Below are 26,349 nucleotides of genomic sequence, written 5' to 3'. Positions count from 1 at the left end.
ACCAGAAGACGAGGGATTGATGCCATTCCTGTCAGAAATCAAGCCTGAAAGCTGTACTCGGGCACCTGGTGTCGCAGCCAGTCGCGCAACAACGCCCGGTCAGGCGCCGGACCAACGGTTTCAATCCACTGCAGCACCTCGGCCGCCACGACCACCTGCTGGCCGCTCGTGATGGCCACGCGCAGCTTGGGGTGCGGCGTCGGCGCGGTAGTCTCATCGTTGGCCAGCAGCTCCTCGTACAGCTTCTCGCCGGGCCGCAGCCCGGTAAACGCGATTGGAATGTCCTGCTCGGTCTTGCCCGAGAGACGAATCAACATGCGCGCAAGCTCCACGATCTTCACGGGCTCACCCATGTCCAGCACGAAGATCTGGCCCGACCGCCCCATCAGCCCGGCCTGGAGCACCAGCTGCGCGGCCTCGGGGATCGTCATGAAATAGCGGACGATGTCCGGGTGGGTCACGGTGACCGGCCCGCCGCGCGCGATCTGGGCCGTGAACAGCGGGACCACCGAACCGCTCGATCCCAGCACATTGCCAAAGCGCACGGACACGTACTCGGTTGCCGTGAACTCCGCCGCCACGCCCTGCACCACCAGTTCGGCCATGCGCTTGGTCGCGCCCATCACGTTGGTCGGGTTGACCGCCTTGTCGGTGGAAATCATGACGAAGCGCTTCGCCCGGCACTGACCCGCCACCCGCGCCGCATGCAAGGTACCCAGCACGTTGGTACGCAGGGCCTCGATCTCGTTGAGTTCCTCCATCAGCGGCACGTGCTTGTAGGCCGCCGCATGGAAAACTACCGACGGTTTGTTCGCCTGGGCGATCGCCTCCAGCCGGGCCGACTCGCGCACGTTGGCCGTGTAGTAAATGCCCTGCATCTGCGGATGCGCCGCGCGAAGCTCCTGCTCCAGCTGGTAGATCGCGTATTCGGACACATCCACGCAGACCAGGCGCGAAACACCAAAGCGGGCGATCTGCCGGCACAGTTCCGAGCCGATGGAACCACCAGCGCCGGTGACAAGTACGGTCTGGCCCGAAAGCAGCTCAGAAAGACCCTTGACGTCAAGCTGCACCGGGTCGCGGCCCAACAGGTCTTCAAGTTCGACTTTGCGCGGACTGGGCCCCTCCTGCCGCAGCCATTCATCGGCCCGTGGCAGCGTCATGAGCGACAGCCCAGCCTCGGCGGATCGCAACAAGACATCGCGCCGTCCAGGCGCCCCTGGCGCAATGGCCATCAAGGCGGTATGAACCCCCACCTCCTCGGCAATATCTGCCAGATTGTTCACGCTGCCCAGTACCTCCACGCCTTGCAGGGATCGCCCTTGCTCCGCCAGCACCGGCGAAACAATCCCCGCAGCGCGCCAGTTGCCCGACCCCTTGAGTGTGCGCAAGGCGTCCGCCGCATCCTGCAATGTGCCGACAATCAACAGCGGTCGCTCACCCGCAGAGGGGGTGGTGCGCTCTGAAAAGGTGCGCCACCCTGCGCGGGCCGCCCCCAGAAACACCAGCACAAGGAGAGGATGAAGCACCAGCACAGAGCGGGGGAAGTTGGGGAACCTTAGCATCAGCAAGACAGCGGCCAAGATCAGCCCGCCGAGGAGTACGCCGGCGCCGAGTTGGCGCAACTCCGGCAAGCCGATATAACTCCAGACATGCCGATACACCCGCGAGATCAGCAGGCCCAGCGCATAGCACGGCAGCACCCAACCTGTAGTCTGCACGGCGAGTGCCTCGAACTCCGGCGGAATGTCGAGGTTGAAGCGCAGCCAGAACGCCGCCCACCACGCCAGCAGCACCAGCGCCATGTCCACCAGCAACAGCAGCAGGGACTCCTTACGCAAGGGCATGCCGATCCTCGGCCATCGCCAGGGCACGCCGCAACAACTGGATCACGCGATACTGCTGCTGCGGCGTCAGGTTGGAGCCCGACGGCAGACAAATGCCGGATTCAAACAGTCGCGCCGAAACATCCACAGAAACCCGGTGCGCAAAATACGGCGCGCCGTCAAACAGCGGTTGCAGATGCATCGGCTTCCAGACCGGCCGCGCTTCAATGGCGTGGCGCTCCAGGAATTTCATGATCAGGTCGCATTTGAGGGCCGCCTCCGGGCCGTCCAGCGTGAAGCAGGTCAGCCAGCGCGTGGAATGGTAGCCCGGCGGCTCGGGCATCCACTGCAGTTGCGCCTGGTCGGCCAGAGCCGCCCGATAGCGGTCAAACACCTGGCGCCGTTGCGCCACGCGCTGCTCCAGAACCCGCAACTGTCCGCGGCCGATGCCCGCCAGCACGTTGCTCATGCGGTAGTTGAAACCCACCTCCACATGTTCGTAGTGGCGCGCCGGTTCACGCGCCTGGGTGGCGAGCTTGCGCGCGCGCACCACCAGATCGGGATCATCGGCCACCAGCATGCCGCCGCCCGAGGTGGTAATGATCTTGTTGCCATTGAAGGAGTACACCGCCAGGCGGCCGAAAGTACCGCTGGACCGTCCCTTGTAGCGCGCACCGAGAGACTCGGCCGCATCCTCGAGGATGGGCACGCCATAATTTTCACAAATCGGCGCCAGGGCATCCATGTCAGCGCTCTGGCCGTACAGGTTGACGACGATGACGCAGCGCGGCAGGCGATTCTCGCGCCGTGCCCAGTCAAAGGCACGCTCCAGCGCGACTGGCGACATGTTCCAGGTTTCGGGCTCCGAATCGATGAACACCGGCCGCGCACCGCAGTAGAGTATGGGGTTGCAACTGCCGACAAAGGTCAGCGAGGAGCAGAACACCGTGTCGCCAGGTTGCACACCGAGCAGCAGCAGGCCCAGGTGGATTGCCGCCGTGCCCGAGCTCAGGGCCGCGGCATGACCGACGCCGACGTGCGCGGCGAGTTCGCGCTCGAAACCATCCACGTGCGGGCCGAGTGGTGCGATCCAGTTAGTCTGGAAGGCGTTCTCGACAAAGGCGGCTTCCTCGTCGCCCAGGTGCGGCGACGACAGCCAGATGCGCTGCGAAAGTTCGCGGCGAAGCACCAGATCGACCGGCCGCCCCGCGCCATCCACCACGGGAACATGGTCTATCTGGTGGGCATCCATCAGCGCCAGAACAGCGGGGGCGGCGACATCCTCACCGACGGTGAGAGCGGCTTGTTCGGGCAGGGCTGCCACCGTCAGCTCATCGCCCAGCTGCTGCAGCCGCGCCCGGCGCAGGTCACCATCGGTCAGCGTGCGCGCAAGCCGACCGTCCTCCCACAGCACCAGAAGGATGCCGCGTGCGGTCTGATCCATGCGTTGCAAGGCATCGTGCAGCGTACAGTCGGGCTGCACGCACAGGGCCCTGAAATCGTTGCTGTTCATCCGATTTTCCTTGCTGGAACACCCACATAGGTCCCCGCCGAAAGCAGTGGCGCCCGCACCACGGCACCTGCGCCGACCACCACGTCGTCGGCTATCACGATCCCCGGCAGCACCACCGCGCTGGCGCCGACCAGCACGCGTTGTCCGACGCGCACCGAACCGCCGAGCGTCGCGTTCGGCGCCACATGGCAGAACGCGCCAAGCTGCACGTCATGATCGACGACGGCGCCATGATTCACGATCACGCCCATTTCCAGCAACGCACCAGGACCCACAATGGCGCCAGCCGCCACAAAACAGCCGCGGCCGATGGCGGCTAGCGGCGATACCATCGCAGCCGGATGCATCACGGTCGCCAGGCGTTCATGGCCCCATGCGCCGGCTTCCTTCTCCCGAGCTGCATTGCTGCCAATGGCGATGTGAACGGCTGAAAGATCCCTCAGCATCGCGTCGCCGACAAGCAGCAAGTCCACCCCCGGCACCAGTTCGCCACGGCAACGCAAGGGATCACGGTCGGAGCCGAAGATCCGCCCTCGCCCCTCGCACAGGAGCGCCGCATCGGCCACCACACGGGCATGGCCGCCCGCGCCGAACAGCAGCAGCGACGCAGGCGCTGCTGCCGCAGCAGGCAGGGGATGGGGGGCGAATGGCGCAGGCACGACGGAAGGGCTGTCAGTAGGTATTGGTTTTTTCGAGGACGGAGGCATCGAGCGGCAGGCTCGGCAACAGCGTGGCGATGCGCTCGCCGGCCCGACCATCCCCATATCGATTGTCACACGCCCACCGGCCATGCGCGATCGCCACCTGCAGTGCGGCGGCTATGGTGACGGCTCCGTTACCCACATCGGTCACGTTCGCATTGCGTTCGCGCAGCCGCTGCCGGTCGCCCACATTGACCACTGGCGTGCCAAAAGACGCCGCCTCAATGATGCCGGCCGACGAATTGCCCACCATCACAGTGCAGTGGCGCATCGCGGCGCAAAACACTGGGCGGGCCAGGTGCTTCACCCGGCGAGAGCCACTCGGCAACGCCAGCGCATCGAGCGCGCGCAGCACCTCGAGCGAGCCGGCATCGGCATTGGGTTCGAGCCACAGCACCGGCAGGTTCACGTCCGACAACGCCTGCAGCATCGCTGCGGTCTGCGCGTAGGCATCGCCGGCCTGCTGCACCACCGGGTGGAACACCGCCAGCGCGAACGCTCCTTCCTTCGGCAGGCCGAGCCTCGCACGGCATTCCTGCGCGTCCATTGCGGCGTCGGCCTCGAGCCCGTCGAGGCCCGGCGCGCCGGTGACAAAGATGCGTTGCGGCGCTTCGCCCATGCGGATCAATCGTTCCCGCGATTCACGGGTGGCAACCAGGTGATACCCGCTCAGCTTGGAGATCGCATGGCGCACCGGCTCATCCACGGTGCCCGAGCGCTCGCCCCCATGCACATGCACGCAGACGATGCCAAGATGCAGTGCGGCGATCGCACCGGCCAGCATTTCGCCACGGTCGCCGAGCAGCAACAGCATGTCGGGCCGCTCGCGCACCAGAAGATCCGTGACGCCCTTGAGGCATTCCCCGACACCGGCCGCCATGCTCTGTGGCGTCCGGCTGCCCACGTCCACCGCAATCTCCCCGCACACCTCAAAGCCCGCGCCGCGAATCTCGTCCACGGTATGGCCGTAACGTGCGTCCAGGTGCATGCCCGTCACGGCCACGCCCAGATCGAACTCCAGCGCCAGGCGCTGCAGCGTGGATTTCATCAAGCCGAAGTCGGCGCGCGTGCCGCTCAGGTAGACCAGCTTGCGCCGATGGGCGGACGGGCTCGGCATCAGCGGGGGGCCGTCTCGATGTGATCCCACTGCAGAACGGCGCCCGGACCCATCGCCTGGCGCACGCGCCGCCCCACCAGCCCCGGCAGTTCGCGCGGGGCAATGCCGGTCGCCGGGCGCCGGCAGGCCAGCATCCCGGCGGTCAGCACCGTGCCTGCCGCAATGGCCTGGGTCGTCACGACGCTGCGTCGCGCCACCCGGGCCGTGTCCAGTTCGTCGGCGCGCGGCGCCTTGACGCCATCGCCCAGCATGGCGCTGACCCGGCGAATGCCGTGCACCATGCGGGCAAAGTCATCGGGCTCCAGCGAGGCACTATGGTCCGGGCCGGGCATGGCGCAGTCCAGCGTCAGGTGCTTCTCGATCACCGTGGCGCCCAGCGCCACTGCCGCCAGCGGCGCTTCGATGCCGAGACTGTGGTCCGAATACCCGATGGCCACGCCCAGCTTCTCGGCCATCTGGCGCATGGCGCTGAGATTCAGGGCTTCGTCAGGCGCCGGATAGGCCGAGGTGCAATGCAGCACGACCACCGCGTCCAGATGACCGCGGGCCGCCCGCACCCAGCCGACCGCTTCGATGATTTCCTCCATCGTGGCCATGCCCGTGGACATGAGCAGCGGCAGCTTCGTGGCGGCGGCGTGCTCCACCAGGGCGCGATGGGTCAGTTCGCCTGAAGACAACTTGAGCCGCTTCACGCCCAGTCCGACCAGCAAATCCACCGCATCGACGGAGAACGGGGTCGAGAAGAACTCAATGCCGATGCTGTCGCAATGCGCCTTGATCAGCTGATGCTGTTGCAAAGACAGCTCCAGCCGCTGCAGCATGACGAACTGGTCGACTTCGCCGGTCTCGCGGGCCTGGTATTGCGCCGTCGGTGCGCCAGGCACGACGAGATCCTCGGCGCGAAACGTCTGGAACTTGACGGCATCGGCACCGGCCTGCCGCGCGGCGTCACACAGGCGCAGGGCCAGTGCCAGATCCCCATTGTGGTTGACGCCGGCTTCGGCGATGACGAACACTGGCGGGACGGTTGCAATCATGGAGTGCTTTCTGCGTGACGCCGGTAGAGCCAGAGCGCGTGCTCAAAGTCCTCCAGATCGTCGATATCGACGGATTTCCAGCGCGGCATGACGAACGGGGCGATGTGAACGCTCCAGAGGCCGTGGATCGCCGCATGAGCCAGCGCCGCACGCTGCCAGACATAGATGGAGCCGTTCAAGGCGTAAACTGCCGGCGCCTCCTGGCGGCGGGTGCTGCCCTGCCCCTTGCTCAGGTGCACCCAGCCCCCGTCGCCCCGCTCCACCAGGTTGAAATAGGGGTTGTCCGCCGCGTCCTTGACACTGACAACGAGATCTGCCTCGGGATGCGCCCGCAGCGCTGCAGAAATGTCCGCGGCATCACGCAATGGGGAGGTCGGTTGCAGGTCCACGACCCGGACTACTGCTTGCCCTTGTCGCTCCAGAAAACGAACCAGGTGCTCAATCACCGGGAGTTTCGGCGCGCAGTCGCCAGCAAGTTCGGCGGGTCGCAAATAAGGAACCGTGGCGCCGGCCGCTCGCGCGACGGCGGCAATGGCTTCGTCATCGGTCGACACGTACACCGCATCGATCTCCGGACACGCGAGCGCCTGCTCGATCGAATGGACAATCAGCGGCTTGCCGGCGAAGTCACGAATATTCTTGCCAGGCAGTCCCTTGCTGCCGCCGCGGGCGCAGATGGTGGCGATGGTCCTGGGTAACCGCATGCGCGCCCTCACAATGAAAGGAACTGGCCGAGAATGCCCAGACCCGCTTCGGCGCTGCGTTCGGGATGAAATTGGCACCCGTAAATCTGGTCGCGCGCCACGGCCGCGCAGATACGCACGCCGTGGTAATCCGTATCCGCAAGCCGGTGCGCTTCATGCGTGGGCACCGGCGCGTAGGAATGCACGAAGTACACGGCCTCGCCGGGTTGTACCGACGCCAGGATCGTGCCGTCCCACGACGCACGCGCGGGCGGACGCGCCAGACCGCTCCAGCCGATGTGCGGCACACGCAGTGGCCTCCCGTCCGGGTCGACTGCGGGCACAGGCTGTACCCGGCCGGGAATCAGCCCCAGCCCGATGTGATCGCCATGCTCCTCACCCACTTCAAAGAGCAATTGCGCCCCCACGCAGATGCCCAGAAAAGGACGCCCGGTATCGACATAGCGCTTGACCAACTCATCAAAGCCGCGCAAACGCAGTTCGGCCATGGCGTCCGCGAACGCGCCCACGCCGGGCAGCACCAGTCGGTCCGGCAAAGTGGTCATTAGCGCGGCCTGATCGGCTACCTGCACGCTGGCCCCGCAGTGCTCCAGCGCCCGCACCACATTGAGCAGGTTGCCGATGCCATAGTCGATCACAGTGACGTGGCGACCGCTCACAATCGCACTTCCACGCCCAGCGCTCGCGCCTGCTGCTTGATTTCAGGCACTGTCATGCGACCCCAGTGCAGGGCATCGGCGATTGCCACGCCAGATGCGCCAGCGTCGCTGGCGCGCCTCAGGTCCGCCGGTTCGCCAAAGCCGCCGCTGGTGATGACCGGCACGTTGACGCGCGCGTTGACTGCGCGCAGCAACTCGATGTCGAGCCCCTTGCGTGTGCCCTCCTGGTCCACCGCCGTCAACAGAATCTCTCCGGCGCCAAGTCCCACGGCCTGGGCAATCCAGTCGATCACGTCCAGGCCGGTGTGCTCCCGGCCATTGTCGGTGTAGGCCTCCCAGCGCCCCGGCCCGGTGCGCTTGGCCTCCACCGACAGCACCATGCATTGCGAACCGAAACGGCGCGCCACCTCGGTAATCAACGCCGGCCGCGCGATGGCTGCCGTGTTGATGGCCACCTTGTCAGCCCCGGAGCGCAGCATGTTGTCCACGTCGTCCAGCGAGCGAATGCCTCCGCCCACGGTGATCGGAATGTAGATCTGGTTCGCCGCTCGCCGGATGATGTCCGACAGGCTGTTGCGCTGGTAAAGGCTGGCCACGATGTCCATGAACACCATTTCGTCAGCCCCCTGCGCGTAATAACGCAAGGCAAACGCATGCGGGTCGCCAACCACGCGCAGTCCTTCCAGCCGGATGCCCTTGATCAGATTGGGACCCTTGATGTCGAGCCGGGGGATGATGCGCAAACCCGCCATAAGTGCGCTTCAGACGCCGTCAAACACGGTGTGGCGCAGTTTCCACTGGCCGTTCTCGCGCTTCCAGAGGTGCGGCGAGCGGAAGGTGTCGGCCAGCCGCATGAAATAGTCGCGGTCCATGACCGGCGCCTCGAACATCTTGCTGGCGCGCCCGAACTCCTTCTCCGGAATGCTCAGATAGCGGAAGATTTCGTCTGCAAAACGCTCGGGGAACTCGCCGTCATAGCGCCGCACCAGCGCAACGCCCTCGTCGCGGTTGATGTCGCCCGAGCGGATTTCCTGCGCGGCGTCGTACGTGGCGCGGCCGATGCCGAACTTGGTGAAGGTGGTGTAGTAATGGAAATCGTCAATACGATCATCGATGCTGTTGTATTTGCTGTACGTGCCAGGGGTGCGTTCAGGCGACGCCTCGAAACCGCCATGCTCCACCGCGTAGTAATAACAGCTCTGCGGATGCCACTTGAGGTAGTAGCCCAGGTAATGCACCTCGACCTGCTTGCGCTGCATCTGCGCAGGGTCTGCCGGCAAATAGGGCAGCAGATCCTGCTCTTCCAGTCCGAAATCGTCATACAGGCTTTGCACCGACGTGCCGCCCAGATAGATTTCCGCCTTGTTGGCCGACGTGAAGTACGACCAGTCACGCTGCGCGCTCGTGGTGTCGCCGATCGGGTTGCCGTATTCAGCTTCGTTCTCGCCGTACACCACGAACGGAATGTCGTGCAGCAAGGCCATCTTGGGCGCCAGTGATTTCTGGCCGAACATGAACGCCTGGAAGGGGTGGAACAGGTTGTCCACGGCCAGGCGGGTCAGCAGACGGTGCACCCGGCCGTTGGGCGTCATGAGGTAGTTGTCAAACCCCGCGTGCAGCCAGGACTGGAAGTTCTTCCAGCCCCATTCCGTGTAGACATGGGGCGCCCAGGTCACGGTCAACGGGTGCATGCCAAAGCGCGTCTTGAGGATGTGCGAGGCATAAAAACTGTCCTTGCCGCCAGAACCGGGCAGCAGGCAATCGTAACCCGACTGGCTGCGAAACTTGTCGCACAGGACAGCCAGCTGGTCTTCCCGGTCCTTCCAGTTGATCGTGCCGTGCTTCTGCTCGGCAAAACGGCAGGCATCGCAGACCCCTTCTTCGTCAAACGCAATCGTGGCCTTCTTGCTGGCCTTGGTGTGCTGGTACTCCACGGCCGAGTTGGGCCGCTGGTTGGAGATCACACACTTTTTGCAGAAATGCAAATAACGCGGCAAACCGTACATGACCCGCGCGTCGTCATCGCTGGCGTCAAATGCCGAAAAATCAACGGAAACGGGGTTGGGGATGAGTGACATTCGGCTTTGAGTGAGGGCTGTTGCAGAAGAAACCGCTGACTTCCAGCGATCCTGAAAGCAAGCCTTGTGGATTATAGGAATCTGCCCATGACGGCAAGCACCTGCCGGGTCGCGGGTACCTGCCCCTGCACGGCCAGACGGGGGGCGCCGATCCAGCGTTCCAGCGCCTGGGAAATCTCAGCCACCGGTACGGCAGCGTCGGCGATGCCATAGCGCGCCAGCGGCATGGCCTGATCGAAGACCGAGCCCAGCACCTGAATCAGTCGGCACCCGGCCAGATGACCTTCGAGCCCGACGGTTGAAGTGAGCGTGACGACCAGATCGGTGGCGTGCAGCAGGGACGCCAGCGGCCAGTCCTGGCCGGTGAGCACAATGCGGGGATCTGCGGGAAACACCGGCAAATCCTCACCCGCTCGGGGGCGGATGCACAGCACGCAGTCCGTGCGGGACAGCACCCACTGCATCACCGCGGCCAGCGCGCGCTGTGGCAGGGTCGGGTCGCCCGGGCGGCCGTCAAAAGGGTGAAACGCCGGTTCAACCTGGGTGGGCCACAGGATGACGTGGCGGTCCAGCCAGCCACGTTGCTCGCGGATCTGCCGCCCCTGCGCCAGCGCTGCCGGGGCATTGAGCGCATCGAAACCCGGATTTCCTGTCACGACCACCTGGTCCTGCGAACGCCCTGCCGCTATCAGGAACTGCCGCACGGATTCGTTCAGGACACAGACCTGGTCCGCATAATCGGGTGCGCCAATCCATTTGACTTCATCGATGGCGAACAGGTCCACCACGCAAATGGACGGAATGCCGAGTTGCCGGGCTGCCAGCACGGCCGCCCGTTCTGCCCGGGGCGAATTCGTGCAGACCACCAGATCGGGCGCCACCTGGCGCAGGATGCGATGCAAGGTCCGGACTGGCAAGAACGCCTGGCGTCCGAATTGCCGGTAGGCCAGCCCGGCTTCTTCAGGCCCCACATCAGCGATCAGATCGGCCATGGACAGGCCAAGGTAAGCGACGGTCTCCTGCGGATCGGCCGCTGGCCCGCCCAGCCCCTGCATCATTTGCAGCCCCAGCGCCAGTGCCGCGCCATCGGCTTCGGTGACGAAGTCCCTGAACTGGAGCACTTCCAGGCCGGCCGCGCGGGCCACGGGTGCCGCCGTCGTCAGCGCCAGCACCACGGGCTTGGCCATGCCATTGGCCGCCAGCGCCTGTGCCAGGGGTACGACCATCTTGATGTGGCCGCTACCGTAGGCCACAAACAGCACCTTTTTCATGGGTAGGCCGGCCCGGCAGCGCCGTCGGCCGCCCACAGCGCCAGCGCCGCCAGGGCCCGCAGTTCGCGCGTGAAGTTGGCGTCGCCGGTGCGATGCCGCTCCAGCATCGCCGCCACGACGGCAGGCTCGAACAGTTTTGCGATCAAATCGCTGCCCTGCAAGGTGTCGCGCAGCCAAGTGTAGCTCCCATGGCGGAACCAGTCGCCCACGGGCACGGTGAACATCTGCTTTGTGCGGTACGCCAGGTCCTCGCCGATCAATGGTGCGGCGGCGCGCTTGAACCAGTGCTTCTTGTCGCCCTGCGCCGAGAGCTTGGTCGTGCCCCGGGAGCGGAAGGCGAACTCCATCATGCGCCAGTCGAGGAACGGCGTGCGCGCCTCGATGCTCACCGCCATGCCCATCCGGTCGGGCTTGACCAGGTTGTTGCCGGACAGCAGCAGCTGCATGTCCAGGTACAGCGCCTGGTTCACGCGATCGAAGTGCTGCGCCTCGTCGAACCAGGGCTTGGCGGCGGCGGTGAAACTGTCGATGCCTTCGAGTTGCCGGCGGACTTCGGGCCGGTACAGCGCCAGCTTGGACGCCGGCGAAAACAGCGAGATCGAATCGAAGTAGCGGCGCTGGAACGCGTCTGCCGACAGGGAAGCCGAATCGGGTTGCGCGAAAAAAGCAGCGTATTTGTCGTACCCCGCAAACAGCTCGTCGCCACCGTCGCCGGTCAGCACGACCTTCACATGTTTCGCCGCCAGTTCGCTGACACGCAGCGTGGGCATGAAAGACGCATCGCCATGCGGCTGGTCGAGGTGGTGCAGCACGCGCGGCCACTGCGCCAGCATGTTGAGCTTGGCGATCTCGCAGGTGTGCTCGCAGCCGACGCGCTGTGCCGCCTGCAAGGCGAACGCCGACTCGTCATAGCGCGGGTCTGCGAAGCCGATGCAGAAGGTCTTGACCGGCCGGTCCACGTGGCGCGCCATCAGGCCGACGATGGTGCTCGAATCGACGCCACCCGACAAGAAGGCGCCGAAGGGCACGTCGGCGCGCAGGCGAATGCGCGTGGCGTCGTCCAGCAGGGCCATGAATTCCGCCGCCCAGTCGTCGAAACCATAGTCTTGCTCGCGCTGGTCGGCCAGGCTCCACCAACGCCAGGTCTGCACCGGCCCGCCGCGCGTGAATTTCATCCACATGCCGGGCATCACATGCTTGACGCCCTGGTAGGCCGTCCACGGCGCGGGGATGTAGTTGAACGTGAGGTAGTGGTGAATCGCTTCCAGATCGATAGCAGATGAAGACCAGGGGGCGCTGGGAACCTGCCAGAAAGCCTTGATTTCCGAAGCAAACAACATGCGCTGGCCGTCGTCCATGACGTAGAGCGGCTTCACGCCGATGCGGTCACGCGCCAGGTACAGCGCGTCCTCGCGCGCATCGTCGATGGCGATCGCGAACATGCCGTTCAGGCGCTTCAGGCAGGCGATGCCTTCGCGCTCGTAGAGGCGCAGGATGACCTCGGTGTCCGACGCGCTCCGGAGCAGGACACCCTGCGCGCGCAGCTCGGCGGCCAATTCCACATGGTTGAAGATCTCGCCGTTCTGCACCACGGCGATCTGCCCGTCGTCGCTGACAAAGGGCTGGTGGCCGCCGCCGATGTCGATGATGGACAAGCGCCGGTTGCCGATGGCCACACCGCGCGCGGCCGGGTGCCAGATGCCCTCATCGTCCGGGCCGCGGTGCACGAGGCTCTGCGCCATCGCGCGCAGGACGCCGTCCTGCAGCGGCTGGCGCGAGCGATCCCAGTAGCCGAAGATGCCGCACATGGCTCAGGCCTCCCGCCGGGCCGCGCCAAGGAGGGCCCGCACCCCCCCGGAGGGCAGCGAAACCAAGAAAGGACGGGCGTGGACGCTCATCAGTTGCTCCCTTTGCCCGTGAGGCGCCCCAGCGTCCACGCCATGATCTTCAGGTCGAACCCTACCGACATCTCGCGCGTGTAGCGCAGGTCCAGTGCCAGACGCTGCGCCTCGGTCCCCTCGGAACGCAGCAGCGCCTGGGCCAGCCCGGTGATGCCGGGCCGCACGCTGCAGCGCTGCGCCCAGTCGGCGTCGCTGTAGAGCGCCCGCTGCGCCGGCACGTCGGGGCGCGGGCCGACCAGGCTCATGTCGCCGCGCAGCACGTTCAGGATCTGCGGAAGCTCGTCGATGCTGGTGCGGCGGATAAAGCGGCCCACCCGGGTGACGCGAGGGTCGCTGGTGGACGTGAAATACGGGCCGATGGACGCCGCGTTCTTCACCATGCTGCGGAACTTCAACATGCCGAACTCGCGCCCGTGCAGGCCGAGCCGGGTCTGACGAAACAGGACCGGAAAGCCGCTTTCAAGCGCTATCGCCAGCGCTGCGCCGAACAGCACGGGGCTCAGGATCAGCAGGGCCACCAGGGACAGGGCGAGGTCCAGGGTGCGCTTCAAGCGGCGGCCTCCGCAGCGCGCCGCGCCATGGCAGCGCCAATGCCTTCAATCACCGCGGCGATACGCACCCGGTCCTGCTCGACCTGCGTTGCCGTGCGGCGCGACAGTTCGGCTTCCGCCCGCCGCAGTGCTGCCACCTCGGCCTCGAACGGATGCGCCGCGCTGCCGGGCTCGTCGGGCCGGTGAAACGTGCGCGACAGGATCACCGCCTGCGAGCCGAGCCGCAGGTGCTCGGCCAGCACGTCGCGCCCAGGCAGCAGGCCTTCATCGAGGCGCGCGATGCCGCCAAAACCGAAGCGAAGGCCGTGGCCCTGGGCGGCCCGGGCGACGCGCTCGACGATGCCCAGCGCGAGCGGCTCGAACATGAAATGCAGTCCGAGGGAAAGATGCAGGTCGTTCAAGCCCACGAACACCTCGTGCAGGCCCGGCGTGCCGATCCAGTCGTCCAGCGTGGCGAGCGCGCTCGCCGTTTCCAGCAGCGCAACGAGGGGCGCCCGGCCGGCCACCAGCGCGGAAAACGCCCGCAACTCCTCGCCGCCGGTGAACATCGGCAGCATCAGCAGGTCGGCACCGCGTGCCAGCACGGCCTGCACCTCGGCCGCACTGTCCGGGTTCATCGGGTTCACGCGCACCATCAGCCGGGCGCGCTTCAGAACGGCCTTCACACGCGCCACGTCGTCCATCTGGTGCACGCTGATGAAGGTGTTGCGCCCAGCCTGGCGTTCGGCCTTGCCCAGGCGCTCCAGATCGACGAAGACACGCACGCCATCCAGAGCGTCGCAGCGGCGCGCAAAATCGGGGTCGTTGGTGATCTGGAACAGTTCGATCATGGCAGCGCCGGATTATCGCCGCAGCGCCTGCCGCAGATCGGGTCCGGCCATCGCCCCGAGCCCCACCATGGCCAGCGCTGCCGCCAGGGCCAGGGCCAGGGCAGGCATGCCTTGCCCCGCAGACGCCGGCAAGGCGCCGGCCGCCTGCGCCAGCGCCAGCATCCCCAGCGCAGCGCCCGTCACGACCATCAGCCGTGCCGGCAGCCAGCGCCGCACCACCGGACCCAGGGCGACCAGGATGCCCAAGGCCACCCCGGCCAGCACCGCGTTGAGCGCCCCCATCAGCCGCAGCCCATCGCCGCCGGCCCAGCCCGCCGCAGCCAGCAACGCGCCCAAGGCCAGGGCATAAGCCCCCGCCGCCCAGCGCATGCGCCCCTGCGTGGCCAGCACGGTCAGCGCCACGGCGATCAGCGCCTGCGGCAGCAGCCCCCAGGCGCCCGCGGCGCCCCAGGCCGCCACGCGCGCGAGCGCATCCGGCCCCATGCGACCCCAGCCGAACAGCAGCTGGGTGAGCGCCGGCGCGCCCAGCAGCAGCCCTGCTGCTGTTGCGCAGGCCAGCGTCCAGGCAAGTGCAAAGGCATTTCGGACCGCTTGCGTGGCGTCGGCGCCGGGCTGTCCTGCCGCACCAGCGTCCCTGGCGAATGCCTGGGTGATGGCTGGAAACGCCAGCGTTGCCACCAGCTGAATCGCCAGTATCAGGGGCAGCTCGACCAGTTTCCAGGCATAGTTGAAGGTGGCCAGCGCGCCCTCCCCGCCGCTTGACGCCATGGAACGCGCCGCGAACGGCAGCGCCAGCGGCAGGCCGGCGGACAGCGCGGCCCACAGCCACACCGAGGTCGCCGGCAGATGCGCCGGGGTGGGCACCGAGCGCTGCCTTGGGTCAGCTACCAGGGGCAAACCCGGCCTTTGCATGCCGGGGGCCTCGTTCCGGATCTCGGGCATGGTTTCGTCGCGTCTGATGACCGCTGCCGCAAGCCCCGGCCGGGCGCGCTGCCGCCAAAAAAGCCAGCCGAGCCGCAACCCCATCGCCAGCAGGAAATACCCGCCCAATTGGACCAATCCCTGCGTCGAAGGGTCATTGAAAGCTATCAATAAAAGAGCAGCCACCAGCACCCCATTGACCACCAGATTGGCGCCGTACATTCCGACGAAGTCGCGCTCATGCTGCAGGCGCGTGGCCCACAGCGCGGCCAGCAGCGCGGCTGGAAGCGCCAGCGCGCTCCAGCCCAGCGACTGGCCGGCCAGGCCGCGCAAATCCGGCGCCAGTCCCGCCGCCAACAGAACGACAAGTGGCCCCCGGCCGATCCAGATCGCCAGCCCCAGCATGCCGCCCAGCGCCAGCAGGGCCAAAGCCACGGCGCGCTGCGTCGCGGCCTGCGCCGCCGGTGCCTGCTTTGCCCAGTGCGGCAACAGCACGTAAGCCAAGGCGCCGCTGGCAAGCAATCCTGCCAGCCAGTCAGGCAGCGCGAGCATCAGCACAGCCACATCCCCCAGGCCCGAGGTGCCAAAGGCTGCCGCCTGCGCCGACTCGCGCGCCAGGCCCAGCAGCCGGCTGGCCAGCAGCAGGGCAAGGGACAGCGCGCCAGCTTTGAGAAACATGGCCTGAATTATCGATTGACGCCCATGGCCTGCCGCGGGCAGTCGTGTGCAAAAAACTAAAATATAGGGTTTAGGCAAGAAATGCCTCCCGCGCGGCACCTCGGTGCCGGGCCTCAACCCACGGTTCCCCATGTCTGACCCTCAAAACACGCCAGCCCCCCAGGACGAAAACCAGCTCATCGCCGAGCGCCGCGAAAAGCTCAAGGCGCTGCGCGAAGCCCAAGCCCAGGGCAAGGGCGTGGCCTTCCCCAACAACTTCAAGCCCGAGGACCACGCCACCGCCCTGCTGGCCGCGCACGGCGAAAAAACTGCGGAAGAACTGGCCGCCGAGGGCACGGCGCCGATCTCCGCCAAGATCGCCGGTCGCATGATGCTCAAACGCGTAATGGGCAAGGCCAGCTTCGCCACGCTGCAGGACAGCTCGGGCCGTTTCCAGATCTACGTGACGCGCGACGACATCGGCGAGGAACGCTACGCCGCCTTCAAGCACTGGGACCTTGGCGACATCGTCGGCGCCGAGGGCCACCTGTTCCGTACCCGCACTGGAGAGCTCTCGCTGCACGTCACCAGCTTGCGCCTGCTGACCAAGAGCCTGCGCCCCATGCCCGACAAGTTCCATGGCATCGCCGACCAGGAGGTCAAATACCGTCAGCGCTATGTGGACCTGATGACCGATGAGGCAGCCCGCAAACGCTTTGCCGCGCGCAGCCGGGCTGTCAGCGGCATCCGGGAGTTCATGGTGACGAACGATTTCCTGGAGGTCGAGACGCCGATGCTGCACCCGATCCCGGGTGGCGCCAACGCCAAGCCGTTCAAGACGCACCATAACGCGCTCGATCAGGAGATGTTCCTGCGCATCGCGCCGGAGCTGTACCTCAAGCGCCTGCTGGTGGGCGGTTTCGAGCGGGTGTTCGAGATCAACCGCAGCTACCGCAACGAAGGCATCTCGGTGCGCCACAACCCCGAGTTCACCATGATGGAGTTCTACGCGGCCTACTGGAACTACCTGGACCTGATGGACTTCACCGAGGCCCTGATCCGCGATGCGGCCGTGAAGGCGGTCGGCACGCTGCTATTGACCTACCAGGGCCGCGAGGTGGATCTTTCCCAACCCTTCGTGCGCATGACCATCCGCGAGGCGATTTTCCAGCACACGGAAGCCGGCGCCCATGTGGACGACGCCACCTGGCTGATGAGTGCGCTGAAGAAGCTCGGCATGACCGAGGCCAAGGACAAGCTGTCCACGCGCAGCCTGGCCAGCCTGCAGGTGCTGTACTTTGAAGAAACGGTGGAAGACAAGCTCTGGCAGCCCACGTTCATCATGGAACACCCGACCGAGATTTCACCGCTGGCGCGCGCCAACGACGCCCGCCCGGAGGTCACCGAGCGCTTCGAGCTCTACATCACCGGCCGCGAATTCGGCAACGGCTTCAGCGAGTTGAACGACGCCGAAGACCAGGCCGCACGCTTCATGGCCCAGGTGGCCGCCAAGGACAGCGGCGACGACGAAGCCATGTTCTATGACCACGATTTCGTGCGGGCGCTGGAATACGGCATGCCGCCCGCCGGCGGCTGCGGCATCGGCATCGACCGCCTGATGATGCTGCTGACGGACAGCGCCAGCATCCGCGACGTGATCCTCTTCCCGGCGCTGCGCAACGAAGCACCTGCCGCCGAGCGCAAACGCGAAGCCTGACCGGCGGCACCCATCGCACTGGGCCTGGCGGAGGGTCCATTTACAGATTCAGTGTCGCCAACAAGGCGTCACCATTTGCGGCCAACGACCCTCAGTGCGGCGGGATGTCGCGCGGCGTTACATCCTCGACATCGGCCGATGCCGGCCTCGCACCCCGTGCAGTCGGCGCGCCCGATGGGCCTGGTGTACCTGGGGGTTTCGTACGGTTCGTCCAGCGTTCTGAACTCGCCCGTGAAGCGTCTCGGTAGCGTTGCCAGACCATCACCGGGGCCGGCTTGCGCCCGGTCAGCAGCGAGCGCAGCAACATGAAGAACACGGCGATCAGGCCGGCCGCCAGCAGGCTCAGGGCAAACGCAAGGGCAAAAAGCCCGAACACCAGGCGCAGCACCCACGAGACAAGCTGGTTGGCCATATCAGAAATCAGGGACATGAGGCCGGAGCCGGCAAGGCTCCAAGAGTTCGGCAAAACGGGAGATGGGGCTGGTACAGCGCCTTTCAAGGCAGCAGCTCCAGCGCATGGATGTATTCGGGCGAGCACATCAGGTCATCCCACGGCAGCGCCGGCGAGTGCGGCAGCAGAGCCAGACGCCGCATCTCGCTGGCCTCGCGGGGCTGCCAGCGCGCCTTGAGCTGGGCTTCGGCCAAGCCATCGAGCAAGGCATCGACCGCGACGCCGCCGTCCAGGCTCTGGTTGCACAGCAGCACCAGATCACACCCAGCTTCCAGAGCCGCCACCGCCGCTTCGGTGTATGTGACCTCGCGGCCGTCGATCTGACGAGCGCCCGCCATCGAGAGGTCGTCGCTGAAGATCGCGCCTCCGAAGCCGAGCTGGTGGCGCAGGATGTCGTTCAGCCAGCGACTGGAAAACCCGGCCGGCCGTGCGTCCACCTTCGGATAGATCACATGGGCCGGCATGACGCTGTCCAGCGTGGTGTTGAGCCACCCGTAAGGCGCGGCGTCATCGGCCAGGATGGCCTTGAGGCTGCGCCGGTCCACCGGGATGTCGGTGTGCGAGTCGGCCCGGACAAAGCCATGACCGGGAAAGTGCTTGCCGCAGTTGGACATGCCGGCGCGCAGCAGGCCATGCATCAGGCTCTTGGCCAGCAGGCTGACCACGCGCGAGTCGCGGGCGAAGGCGCGGTCTCCAATGACCGCACTGTCGCCATGGTCCAAGTCCAGGACCGGTGTAAAGCTGAGGTCCACACCACAGGCGCGCAATTCGGCCGCTAGCACGTAGCCGGCGGCACTGGCGGCGTTGGTGGCGCGCATCGCGCCGCTTCCGGGCCCGCCCTTACCGTCATGCATCCAGAGCTCGCCCAGAGCGCGCATCGGCGGCAGGTGGGTGAAACCGTCGGTGCGAAAGCGTTGCACGCGCCCGCCTTCGTGATCCACGCAGATCAGCAGGTCGCCCCGCACGCGTTTGATCTCGGCGCACAGGGCGTCGAGTTGGGCGCGGCTCTCCCAGTTGCGAGCAAACAGGATGATCCCGCCGGTGAGCGGGTGCCCGAGGCGCTGGCGGTCCGCAGCAGTCAGCCGGGTGCCGGCAATATCGAGGATGACGGGGGCAGCGTGCGTCATAAAGGCTCCGGAATATAGGTACGAATAGTCATCAATTGATAGCAAACAGTGACCCATCGACGCTGGGATGGTGCAGATATTTCTTCAATTCGTCTCCACGACGCAGAAACTGGCGGCGTAGTCGGTCTCGTCGGTCACGCTGACGTGCGCGGTGAGGCTCCTCGCCTCAAACCAGTCCTTCAGGCCCCCATGCAGCACAAGGGTTGGCTTTCCACTGGGCAGCTTCCCGACTTCGCACAGGCGCCAGCTCATGGGCATGCGCATGCCCAGACCGATCGCCTTGCTGAAGGCCTCTTTCGCAGAAAACCGCGTGGCCAGGAAGCGCACGCCCCGTTCGGGCCAGCGCGCGCTGCGGGCGCGCCACTGGACCAACTCCGCATCACTCAGGATCTTGTGGGCAAAGCGCTCGCCATGGCGATCCAGACTGGCGCGGATGCGGCGCACGTCGCAGATGTCGGTGCCGATGCCGTAGATCATGTGTGAGCGTTCAAGGGGCGCGCACCCGCGCGGCATCGGTGCAGGCGAGGTAGCCCTTGACAGTCTCGGTGTAGCCCAGCTCCAGCGCGTCGCCGATCAGCGCGTGACCGATCGACACCTCGGCCACGTCCGGCACGGCGCGCAGGAAATCGGTGAGGTTGTCACGGCTCAGGTCGTGCCCGGCATTGACGCCCAGGCCGGCATCCCGCGCGGCACGCGCCGCCGCCGCGTACCGGCGCAACTGCTCATCCTGCCCCGGCTGGCCCCAGGCGGCGGCATAGGGCTCGGTGTAGAGCTCCACCCGGTCGGCGCCCACCGTCCGGGCCAACGCCATTTGCGCAGGCAGCGGGTCCATGAACAGGCTGACCCGCACCCCCAGCGCGCGGCACTCGGCAATCAACGGTCGCAGGCGGTCGGCATCGGCCGGGAAACTCCAGCCATGGTCGCTGGTGAACTGGCCCTCGCTGTCGGGCACAAAGGTGGCCTGGTGCGGGCGGACCTGGCGCACGAAGTCCATCAGGTTGTGAAAGGGATTGCCTTCGATGTTGTATTCGCGGTCGGGCCAGCCTTTCAGCAACTCGGCAAGGTCGAACACGTCCTGCGCGCGGATGTGGCGCTCGTCCGGGCGCGGGTGCACGGTGATGCCGTGCGCACCGGCCTGCAGGCATTGGGTGGCCGCGCGGGTGAGGCTGGGAATGCCCAGGTGGCGCGTGTTGCGCACCAGGGCGACTTTGTTCAGGTTGACCGACAGGGCTGTTTTCATGGTGGGCAAGCGGGCGGGGTTGCAGCGCCGCACATTTACAGATTCTGGAGATCCATCATCATCTGGCGCGTGCGCAGCGTAGTGACCCCGCAATGGTAGTTCAGCAGCGCGCGCAATTGCGGGCGCAACTCCGACATGAGCGGCCCGCTGGCGCGCAGTACGGACAGGAAAGCGGCGCCCTCGCCGAGCGCGGCCTGCAGGCTTTCCCATTCGGCGCCGCGCAGGCTGGCGCGGTCGTCGTCATGGAATGCGCGCAGCCCCCCCTCGGGCACCAGGCAGTAGCGGCCTTCGGGCGCCAGGGGCTCCAGCGTGAGTGTCTGGGCATTGAGCAGTGGCAGCAATCCGATCTCCCGCAACAGCAATAGTTCGAACGCGCGCAGAGCCACATGCAGGACTTCGCCCTGCAACGCAGGACCAATGCCAGTGGGGCTGCCGTGCCCGGCCAGCACCTGCACCACCGACGCATAGGCGTCGAACAGACCAGGGTGGGGGTCATCTCGCGCCAGCAAGCGCAAGAGAAGTTCGTTGAGGTAGTAGCCTGACAGCAGGGCGTCACCCGTGGGCATGACATGCCCGCCCACCCACTCCGCACCCTTGAGCGTGCGGATCTCGCCATCGCCGCCAAAGCTCAGGTGCAGCGGCTGCAGCGGCAGCAGCACCGGGCGAAAGCTGGAGCTCGGCCGCTTCGCTCCCTTGGCCACCAGGGCAATGCGCCCATGGTGGCGGGTGAAGACCTCCAGAATCAGGCTGGACTCGCTCCAGTCGTAGCGGTGCAGGACGTAGGCCGGCTCTTCGGTGACGCGCTTGGCGGCCACGGCTCAGCGAGACATGACAAACATGCGGGCAGCCAGTAGCCGCACCGGGCCGCCCCAACCAAGGCCAGCCCCCTCGGGGGGCAGCGCAGTACACGAAGTGACAAGCGTGGGGGCAACTTTACTCATAGCCAAACGACCGGACGCGGGCCTCGTCATCGGCCCAGCCCGACCGGACCTTCACCCACAATTCGAGAAACACCTTGCAATCCATCAGGCGCTCCAGTTCCTGGCGCGCTTCGGTGCCGATGCGCTTAAGCCGCTCGCCTTTCTCGCCGATCACCATCGCCTTATGGCCGTCTCGCTCCACGACGATGGTGGCGGCAATGCGTGCGAGCCGGCTCTTGTTGCGGCCAAACTCGTCCTCGAACTTGTCGATCACGACCGTGGAGGTATAGGGCAGTTCGTCGCCAGTGAAGCGAAACAGCTTCTCGCGAACGATCTCGCTGGCCAGGAAGCGCTCGCTGCGGTCGGTGAGCTCGTCCTCGCCATAGGCCCACGGCTGCTCGGGCAGGTATTTTTCGCAGATTCCGAACAGGCGCTCGATGTCTTTGGCGTTCTTGGCCGACATGGGCACAAACTCTGCAAACGGGTGGCGTTGCTGCATGGACTGCAACCACGGCGCGATCTCGGAACGGCGATGCACCGTGTCGAGCTTGTTGGCAATCAGCAGCGCCGGCACGCCGGACTTGAGCAAGGCCAGCACGCGTGCATCGGCCGGCGTGAAGCTGCCCGCCTCCACCACGAACAGCACCAGATCCACATCACCCACCGCGCCCTGAACCGTCTTGTTCAGCGACTTGTTCAGCGCGGTGTTGTGCAGCGTCTGAAAGCCCGGTGTGTCAACAAACACGAACTGTGTGGCGCCCCGGGTGGCAATGCCCGTGATCCGATGCCTCGTAGTCTGCGCCTTGCGCGAGGTGATGCTGATCTTCTGTCCGACCAGGGCATTCATCAGCGTCGACTTGCCGACGTTGGGCTTGCCGACAATGGCAATCAGGCCGCAGCGTCTGCCCTCGGGAGACGCGCTTTCGCCCCCATCGCCATTTTTCGGACCATTTTCGGCGTTTCCCAGCATCAAAAAGTCATCGGTTGCTTGCTTTTTTGTAGCGTTCATCTTGGGTTCCGGGTCTTCAGGATCTCCAGCACGGCGGCAGCAGCAGCCTGCTCGCCCGCCCGCCGGGAACCCCCGATGCCGCGCTCGGACAACCCCAGCTCGGCAATCTCGCATTCCACATCGAAGGTCTGCTGGTGGGCGGCCCCCTGCGTCTCCACCACCCGGTACGCGGGCAGCCGCATCTTGCGCGCCTGCAGCCACTCCTGCAAGCCGGTCTTCGGATCCTTCGCAGCCGCCTGCATGGTGGCCTTGATCTCCACACCGTCGAACAGCCGTCGCACCAGGGCCTGCGCCACACCATAGCCGGCATCGAGGTAGACCGCGCCGAGCACGGCTTCCAGCGCGTCGGCCAGGATGGACGGGCGCCGTTGCCCGCCCGAGCGCATTTCGCCCTCGCCCAGGCGCAGTGCCTCGGCCAGCCCGAGACTCAGCGCCAGGCCATGAAGCGTGTCCTGCTTGACGAGATTGGCTCGCACCCGTGACAGATCGCCTTCAGGCAGAGTGCTCAGGCCTTCGTAGAGCAGGTGGGCAACGGCCAAGTTGAGCACCGAATCGCCCAGGAACTCCAGGCGCTCGTTGTGATCGGCCGAGAAACTGCGATGGGTGAGCGCCTGGACGAGCAACTGCGGGTCGGCAAACTCGTGCTGCAACCGCTCCTGCAGTGCCAGCAAGACCGGAGGCAGGCTCACCGCGAACGTCCGCGGTACTTCAGCACCAGATAACCCGGTCCCACCAGGTGGATTTCCTTGTCGTAAGCGAAGGAAACGACGACCTTGTCATTCTCCTTGGTGACCTCCAGTTCTTTCGGCTTGATGGACGTGATGTCATCGATCGCAGCCGCCTTCTCGAAGATCAGGCGCACCTCAGGCACGGTAGAGCCGGCACTGGCCTTGTTCACCGCTTTTACCACCGCTTGGTACTCGACCACGGTGGGAAAAATCTGGGCACCCACCACCATCACGCAAGCGACGATGGTGCCCACAAAAAGCAGCCCCAAGAAGGAAATGCCCCGCTGCCCTGAACGTGTACGAAATGCCTGCGCCATATCACCCTCTCCCCGTCAAGCGAGTCAATTGAACGAGCCAATGCGCTTCAGGTTGCCGAAGTTCATCCAGACAAAGAACGCCTTGCCAACGATGTTGCGGTCCGGCACGAAACCCCAGTACCGCGAATCCAGCGAATTGTCGCGGTTGTCGCCCATCATGAAATAGTGCCCCTGGGGGACCTTGCACACCACCCCTTCGACACTGTAACGGCAGTTCTGCCTAAAAGGGAAGTCGTCGGCGCCTGCAATCATCGCCGGACGGGCAGGATCATTCAGCAAGCGGTGCGGCTTGTCGGACAAGGCTTCTTCGAACTGCGGAAAATAGCGCATGGCGTCTTCATCGAAGTACTCCGGCAACGCGGTCGTGGGTACCGGCTTGCCATTGATCGTGAGCCGCTTGTTGAGGTAGGCCACCTCGTCGCCCGGCACGCCAACGACGCGTTTGATGTAGTCCAGGCTGGGCTTGGGCGGATAGCGGAACACCATCACGTCGCCCCGCTGGGGCGGGTTGCCGTCGGTGATCTTCTGGTTGATCACGGGAAGCCGAACGCCATAGGTGAACTTGTTGACCAGGATCAGGTCACCCACCAGCAACGTCGGAATCATGGAGCCGGACGGAATCTTGAACGGCTCGAACAGGAACGAACGCAGCAGGAACACCACCAGGATGACCGGAAACAATCCGGCCGTCCAGTCCAGCCACCAAGGCTGCATGATCAGGCGGTGCTTGGCTTCGGCAATATCGCCATCAACCTGCGCAATGCCCATCTTGTTGAGGTCCGCGCGGCGTTGCACGGCCTGCTCCTCCAGCGCCTGCGCCGCCTTGAGTCGTTGCGGCAGGAAATAGAAGCGCTCGGCCAGCCAATACAGGCCGGTGACCACCGTGGCCAGGAACAGCAGGAGCGCGAAATTGCCTTCCAGCATGCCGAAATACCAGGCCCCGGCATAGCCGGCAAAGGCGGCAAGGATCAGCGCGGTGAGATATTGCATCAATCTTCCACCCGCAGAATGGCCAGGAACGCTTCCTGGGGAACTTCGACCGAGCCAATCTGTTTCATGCGCTTCTTGCCTGCTTTCTGCTTCTCGAGGAGTTTGCGTTTGCGGGTGATGTCACCCCCGTAACATTTTGCCAGCACGTTCTTGCGCAGGGCCTTGATGGTTTCGCGCGCAATGATGTTGGCGCCGATGGCGGCCTGGATCGCCACGTCGTACATCTGGCGGCTGATCACCTCGCGCATCTTGGCCACCACGGCGCGCCCGCGGAATTGCGACTGCGAGCGGTGCACGATGATGGACAGCGCATCCACCTTTTCGCCGTTGAGCAGGATGTCGACCTTCACCACATCGGCCGCGCGGTATTCCTTGAACTCATAGTCCATCGAGGCATAGCCTCGCGACACGGACTTCAGCTTGTCAAAGAAGTCCAGCACGATCTCGGCCAGCGGCATCTCGTAGGTCAGCATCACCTGCCTCCCGTGGTAGGCCATGTTCATCTGCACGCCGCGCTTCTGGTTTGCCAGCGTCATGACCGGACCGACATATTCCTGCGGCATGTAGAGATGCACGGTCACGATGGGTTCACGAATCTCGTCCAGACGCCCCTGGTCCGGCATCTTTGACGGGTTCTCGACCATCCGAACTTCGCCGTCCGCCTGGACCACTTCATAGACCACGCTGGGTGCGGTGGTGATCAGGTCCTGATCGAACTCCCGTTCCAGCCGCTCCTGAACGATCTCCATGTGCAACAAACCGAGGAAGCCGCAGCGGAAGCCAAATCCGAGTGCCTGGCTGACCTCGGGCTCGTAATGAAGCGACGCATCATTGAGCTTGAGTTTCTCCAGGGCGTCGCGCAAGGAGTCGTATTCGCTGGCTTCGGTCGGATACAGACCGGCAAAGACCTGAGGCTGGATCTCCTTGAAACCCGGCAGTGGCTCGCTGGCCGGGCCGAGGTTGTTGGGCAGCTTCTTCTCCAGTGTGACGGTGTCGCCCACCTTGGCAGCCTGCAGTTCGCGGATGCCGGCAATGATGTAGCCCACTTCGCCCGCCTCGAGCGCGTCGCGTGGTTGGTTGCCCGGCGTGAACACACCCAGGTTGTCTGCGTTGTAGACCGCACCGGTGGCCATCAGTTTGATGCGCTCACCGCGTGCGAGGCGACCGTCCACCACACGCACCAGCATCACCACACCGACGTAGCTATCGAACCAGCTGTCGATGATCATCGCCCGCAACGGCGCCTCGGGCTTGCCTCTGGGCTGAGGGACGCGCGCGACCACCGCTTCGAGGATATCGTCGATGCCCAATCCGGTCTTGGCCGAACACGGGATCGCATCGTTGGCATCGATCCCGATGACGTCCTCGATCTCGGCCTTGGCGTTGTCGGGATCGGCATTGGGCAGGTCCATCTTGTTCAGCACCGGCACCACCTCTACGCCGAGGTCCAGCGCGGTGTAGCAGTTGGCCACGGTCTGTGCCTCGACACCCTGGCTGGCATCGACCACGAGCAACGCACCCTCGCACGCGGACAAGGAACGGCTCACCTCATAGGAGAAGTCCACATGCCCCGGCGTGTCGATCAGGTTGAGGTTGTAGACCTTGCCGTCGCGAGCCTGGTACTTCAGCGCGGCGGTCTGTGCCTTGATGGTTATCCCACGCTCCTTCTCGATATCCATCGAGTCGAGAACCTGCTCACTCATCTCGCGTTCACTCAACCCGCCGCAACGCTGAATCAGGCGGTCTGCCAGCGTCGACTTGCCGTGATCGATGTGCGCAATGATTGAAAAATTTCTGATGTGATTCATCAACGACGAGTTTCAAGTAATTGAATTAGAACAACCGGCCAAGAAAAAAGGGCGCGTCGAGTACTGACGCGCCCTGAACCAACAATCATTGGCAACTGCGATATGTTGGAGCTTCATTGTAGGCAAAAAGCCCCGAACGTACAGCCCGTAAACCGCTGATTGGACGTCGTTGCGCACCCGCAACACACAACTTATCAACAACTTATCAACAAGTTTTGGAATGCGCGAAATGAACAACTTGTGGGTGATCGGCAATCGAAGCGCGGAAGCCTGAAC

Annotated in this window: 26 protein-coding genes; 1 reads left to right on the top strand and 25 read right to left on the bottom strand. The window is 65.2% G+C overall.

Going from position 1 to position 26,349, the window contains the following annotated elements; all coding sequences use genetic code 11:
• Window positions 1–38 precede the first annotated feature (38 nt).
• The 14 genes from ACMUOY_RS07380 to ACMUOY_RS07315 all read right to left on the bottom strand — a co-directional run bounded on the left by ACMUOY_RS07380 (window position 39) and on the right by ACMUOY_RS07315 (window position 15,787).
• On the bottom strand, window positions 39–1,847 hold the full coding sequence (locus tag ACMUOY_RS07380) for a polysaccharide biosynthesis protein (protein WP_413892053.1): 1,809 nt from the start codon (window positions 1,845–1,847) through the stop codon (window positions 39–41).
• Window positions 1,834–3,339 (bottom strand): DegT/DnrJ/EryC1/StrS family aminotransferase, encoded by a 1,506-nt coding sequence (locus ACMUOY_RS07375; RefSeq protein ID WP_413892052.1) that lies wholly within the window; start codon window positions 3,337–3,339, stop codon window positions 1,834–1,836. The genes ACMUOY_RS07380 and ACMUOY_RS07375 overlap by 14 nt, the downstream gene beginning before the upstream one ends.
• Window positions 3,336–4,046 carry an acetyltransferase gene (locus tag ACMUOY_RS07370; RefSeq protein ID WP_413892051.1) on the bottom strand — a complete coding sequence of 237 codons (711 nt, stop codon included), beginning with the start codon at window positions 4,044–4,046 and terminating at the stop codon, window positions 3,336–3,338. The genes ACMUOY_RS07375 and ACMUOY_RS07370 overlap by 4 nt, the downstream gene beginning before the upstream one ends.
• The gene (gene neuC / locus ACMUOY_RS07365; protein ID WP_413892050.1) at window positions 4,012–5,157 is read right to left on the bottom strand and encodes a UDP-N-acetylglucosamine 2-epimerase; all 1,146 of its coding nucleotides are present in this window, start codon (window positions 5,155–5,157) and stop codon (window positions 4,012–4,014) included. The genes ACMUOY_RS07370 and neuC overlap by 35 nt, the downstream gene beginning before the upstream one ends.
• A complete protein-coding gene (gene neuB / locus ACMUOY_RS07360; protein WP_413892049.1) occupies window positions 5,157–6,194 on the bottom strand; it encodes an N-acetylneuraminate synthase in 1,038 nt (345 codons plus the stop codon). Before neuB ends, neuC begins: the two co-directional genes overlap by 1 nt.
• Complete coding sequence (locus tag ACMUOY_RS07355; RefSeq protein ID WP_413892048.1) at window positions 6,191–6,898, bottom strand: cytidylyltransferase domain-containing protein; 708 nt, start codon at window positions 6,896–6,898, stop codon at window positions 6,191–6,193. Before ACMUOY_RS07355 ends, neuB begins: the two co-directional genes overlap by 4 nt.
• A gap of 8 nt (window positions 6,899–6,906) precedes the next feature.
• Window positions 6,907–7,557, bottom strand: a complete 651-nt coding sequence (gene hisH, locus ACMUOY_RS07350; protein ID WP_413892047.1) for an imidazole glycerol phosphate synthase subunit HisH — start codon at window positions 7,555–7,557, stop codon at window positions 6,907–6,909.
• Window positions 7,554–8,309 (bottom strand): imidazole glycerol phosphate synthase subunit HisF, encoded by a 756-nt coding sequence (gene hisF, locus ACMUOY_RS07345; RefSeq protein WP_413892046.1) that lies wholly within the window; start codon window positions 8,307–8,309, stop codon window positions 7,554–7,556. Before hisF ends, hisH begins: the two co-directional genes overlap by 4 nt.
• A gap of 9 nt (window positions 8,310–8,318) precedes the next feature.
• Window positions 8,319–9,635 carry an N-acetyl sugar amidotransferase gene (locus tag ACMUOY_RS07340; RefSeq protein WP_413892045.1) on the bottom strand — a complete coding sequence of 439 codons (1,317 nt, stop codon included), beginning with the start codon at window positions 9,633–9,635 and terminating at the stop codon, window positions 8,319–8,321.
• 71 nt (window positions 9,636–9,706) lie between these two features.
• On the bottom strand, window positions 9,707–10,906 hold the full coding sequence (locus ACMUOY_RS07335) for a UDP-glycosyltransferase (protein WP_413892044.1): 1,200 nt from the start codon (window positions 10,904–10,906) through the stop codon (window positions 9,707–9,709).
• The gene (asnB, locus tag ACMUOY_RS07330; RefSeq protein ID WP_413892043.1) at window positions 10,903–12,714 is read right to left on the bottom strand and encodes an asparagine synthase (glutamine-hydrolyzing); all 1,812 of its coding nucleotides are present in this window, start codon (window positions 12,712–12,714) and stop codon (window positions 10,903–10,905) included. The genes ACMUOY_RS07335 and asnB overlap by 4 nt, the downstream gene beginning before the upstream one ends.
• An 89-nt stretch (window positions 12,715–12,803) precedes the next feature.
• Window positions 12,804–13,358, bottom strand: a complete 555-nt coding sequence (locus ACMUOY_RS07325) for a sugar transferase (protein WP_413892042.1) — start codon at window positions 13,356–13,358, stop codon at window positions 12,804–12,806.
• Window positions 13,355–14,188, bottom strand: a complete 834-nt coding sequence (locus ACMUOY_RS07320) for an aldolase/citrate lyase family protein (protein WP_413892041.1) — start codon at window positions 14,186–14,188, stop codon at window positions 13,355–13,357. The genes ACMUOY_RS07325 and ACMUOY_RS07320 overlap by 4 nt, the downstream gene beginning before the upstream one ends.
• A gap of 12 nt (window positions 14,189–14,200) precedes the next feature.
• Complete coding sequence (locus tag ACMUOY_RS07315; protein ID WP_413892040.1) at window positions 14,201–15,787, bottom strand: lipid II flippase MurJ; 1,587 nt, start codon at window positions 15,785–15,787, stop codon at window positions 14,201–14,203.
• 130 nt (window positions 15,788–15,917) lie between these two features.
• On the opposite strand from ACMUOY_RS07315, the gene lysS reads away from it, so the two are divergent.
• The gene (gene lysS, locus ACMUOY_RS07310; RefSeq protein ID WP_413892039.1) at window positions 15,918–17,483 is read left to right on the top strand and encodes a lysine--tRNA ligase; all 1,566 of its coding nucleotides are present in this window, start codon (window positions 15,918–15,920) and stop codon (window positions 17,481–17,483) included.
• Between the two features lie 91 nt (window positions 17,484–17,574).
• Here lysS and ACMUOY_RS07305 read toward each other — a convergent pair whose 3' ends face one another.
• From ACMUOY_RS07305 to ACMUOY_RS07255, 11 genes are all read right to left on the bottom strand, one after another.
• Window positions 17,575–17,913, bottom strand: coding sequence for a hypothetical protein (locus ACMUOY_RS07305; protein WP_413892038.1), 339 nt, complete (start codon window positions 17,911–17,913; stop codon window positions 17,575–17,577).
• 65 nt (window positions 17,914–17,978) lie between these two features.
• Window positions 17,979–19,061 carry a beta-hexosaminidase gene (gene nagZ, locus ACMUOY_RS07300; protein ID WP_413892037.1) on the bottom strand — a complete coding sequence of 361 codons (1,083 nt, stop codon included), beginning with the start codon at window positions 19,059–19,061 and terminating at the stop codon, window positions 17,979–17,981.
• 84 nt (window positions 19,062–19,145) lie between these two features.
• Complete coding sequence (gene acpS, locus ACMUOY_RS07295) at window positions 19,146–19,538, bottom strand: holo-ACP synthase (protein WP_413892036.1); 393 nt, start codon at window positions 19,536–19,538, stop codon at window positions 19,146–19,148.
• A 10-nt stretch (window positions 19,539–19,548) separates the two neighbouring features.
• Window positions 19,549–20,301, bottom strand: a complete 753-nt coding sequence (locus tag ACMUOY_RS07290; RefSeq protein ID WP_413892035.1) for a pyridoxine 5'-phosphate synthase — start codon at window positions 20,299–20,301, stop codon at window positions 19,549–19,551.
• A gap of 35 nt (window positions 20,302–20,336) precedes the next feature.
• Window positions 20,337–21,116, bottom strand: a complete 780-nt coding sequence (gene recO / locus ACMUOY_RS07285) for a DNA repair protein RecO (RefSeq protein WP_413892034.1) — start codon at window positions 21,114–21,116, stop codon at window positions 20,337–20,339.
• A 118-nt stretch (window positions 21,117–21,234) separates the two neighbouring features.
• Complete coding sequence (era, locus tag ACMUOY_RS07280) at window positions 21,235–22,191, bottom strand: GTPase Era (protein ID WP_413892073.1); 957 nt, start codon at window positions 22,189–22,191, stop codon at window positions 21,235–21,237.
• 35 nt (window positions 22,192–22,226) lie between these two features.
• Entirely contained in the window at window positions 22,227–22,913 is a 687-nt protein-coding gene (gene rnc / locus ACMUOY_RS07275) for a ribonuclease III (protein WP_413892072.1), read from the bottom strand.
• A 2-nt stretch (window positions 22,914–22,915) separates the two neighbouring features.
• Window positions 22,916–23,275 (bottom strand): DUF4845 domain-containing protein, encoded by a 360-nt coding sequence (locus ACMUOY_RS07270; protein ID WP_413892033.1) that lies wholly within the window; start codon window positions 23,273–23,275, stop codon window positions 22,916–22,918.
• Between the two features lie 24 nt (window positions 23,276–23,299).
• A complete protein-coding gene (gene lepB / locus ACMUOY_RS07265) occupies window positions 23,300–24,265 on the bottom strand; it encodes a signal peptidase I (protein ID WP_413892032.1) in 966 nt (321 codons plus the stop codon).
• Window positions 24,265–26,073: a translation elongation factor 4 gene (lepA, locus tag ACMUOY_RS07260; RefSeq protein ID WP_413892031.1), complete on the bottom strand. Its 1,809-nt coding sequence runs from the start codon at window positions 26,071–26,073 to the stop codon at window positions 24,265–24,267. The genes lepB and lepA overlap by 1 nt, the downstream gene beginning before the upstream one ends.
• 12 nt (window positions 26,074–26,085) lie before the next feature.
• Window positions 26,086–26,349 (bottom strand): hypothetical protein (locus ACMUOY_RS07255; protein WP_413892030.1); only part of this gene is annotated, 264 nt, incomplete at its 5' end.

This window comes from Candidatus Skiveiella danica, from assembly GCF_022705245.1.
In the GTDB taxonomy this organism is placed as follows: Bacteria; Pseudomonadota; Gammaproteobacteria; order Burkholderiales; family Burkholderiaceae_C; genus Skiveiella; species Skiveiella danica.
Note: the sequence above shows the minus strand (reverse complement) of the source record. Positions and strands in the feature narration are given on the sequence as shown.

Bases quoted from the DNA above. Each gene is read 5' to 3' on its own strand.
- lepA (WP_413892031.1), bottom strand. From the start codon at position 26,073: ATGAATCACATCAGAAATTTTTCAATCATTGCGCACATCGATCACGGC.
- era (WP_413892073.1), bottom strand. From the start codon at position 22,191: ATGCTGGGAAACGCCGAAAATGGTCCGAAAAATGGCGATGGGGGCGAA.
- acpS (WP_413892036.1), bottom strand. From the start codon at position 19,538: ATGATCTACGGCATCGGCACCGACATCTGCGACGTGCGCCGCATCCGC.
- ACMUOY_RS07315 (WP_413892040.1), bottom strand. From the start codon at position 15,787: ATGTTTCTCAAAGCTGGCGCGCTGTCCCTTGCCCTGCTGCTGGCCAGC.
- ACMUOY_RS07270 (WP_413892033.1), bottom strand. From the start codon at position 23,275: ATGGCGCAGGCATTTCGTACACGTTCAGGGCAGCGGGGCATTTCCTTC.
- ACMUOY_RS07335 (WP_413892044.1), bottom strand. From the start codon at position 10,906: ATGAAAAAGGTGCTGTTTGTGGCCTACGGTAGCGGCCACATCAAGATG.
- asnB (WP_413892043.1), bottom strand. From the start codon at position 12,714: ATGTGCGGCATCTTCGGCTACTGGGATCGCTCGCGCCAGCCGCTGCAG.
- neuB (WP_413892049.1), bottom strand. From the start codon at position 6,194: ATGATTGCAACCGTCCCGCCAGTGTTCGTCATCGCCGAAGCCGGCGTC.
- ACMUOY_RS07380 (WP_413892053.1), bottom strand. From the start codon at position 1,847: ATGCCCTTGCGTAAGGAGTCCCTGCTGCTGTTGCTGGTGGACATGGCG.
- ACMUOY_RS07370 (WP_413892051.1), bottom strand. From the start codon at position 4,046: ATGCCTCCGTCCTCGAAAAAACCAATACCTACTGACAGCCCTTCCGTC.
- nagZ (WP_413892037.1), bottom strand. From the start codon at position 19,061: ATGACGCACGCTGCCCCCGTCATCCTCGATATTGCCGGCACCCGGCTG.
- lysS (WP_413892039.1), top strand. From the start codon at position 15,918: ATGTCTGACCCTCAAAACACGCCAGCCCCCCAGGACGAAAACCAGCTC.
- ACMUOY_RS07305 (WP_413892038.1), bottom strand. From the start codon at position 17,913: ATGTCCCTGATTTCTGATATGGCCAACCAGCTTGTCTCGTGGGTGCTG.
- ACMUOY_RS07290 (WP_413892035.1), bottom strand. From the start codon at position 20,301: ATGAAAACAGCCCTGTCGGTCAACCTGAACAAAGTCGCCCTGGTGCGC.
- ACMUOY_RS07320 (WP_413892041.1), bottom strand. From the start codon at position 14,188: ATGATCGAACTGTTCCAGATCACCAACGACCCCGATTTTGCGCGCCGC.
- ACMUOY_RS07375 (WP_413892052.1), bottom strand. From the start codon at position 3,339: ATGAACAGCAACGATTTCAGGGCCCTGTGCGTGCAGCCCGACTGTACG.
- ACMUOY_RS07340 (WP_413892045.1), bottom strand. From the start codon at position 9,635: ATGTCACTCATCCCCAACCCCGTTTCCGTTGATTTTTCGGCATTTGAC.
- hisF (WP_413892046.1), bottom strand. From the start codon at position 8,309: ATGGCGGGTTTGCGCATCATCCCCCGGCTCGACATCAAGGGTCCCAAT.
- neuC (WP_413892050.1), bottom strand. From the start codon at position 5,157: ATGCCGAGCCCGTCCGCCCATCGGCGCAAGCTGGTCTACCTGAGCGGC.
- lepB (WP_413892032.1), bottom strand. From the start codon at position 24,265: ATGCAATATCTCACCGCGCTGATCCTTGCCGCCTTTGCCGGCTATGCC.
- ACMUOY_RS07355 (WP_413892048.1), bottom strand. From the start codon at position 6,898: ATGCGGTTACCCAGGACCATCGCCACCATCTGCGCCCGCGGCGGCAGC.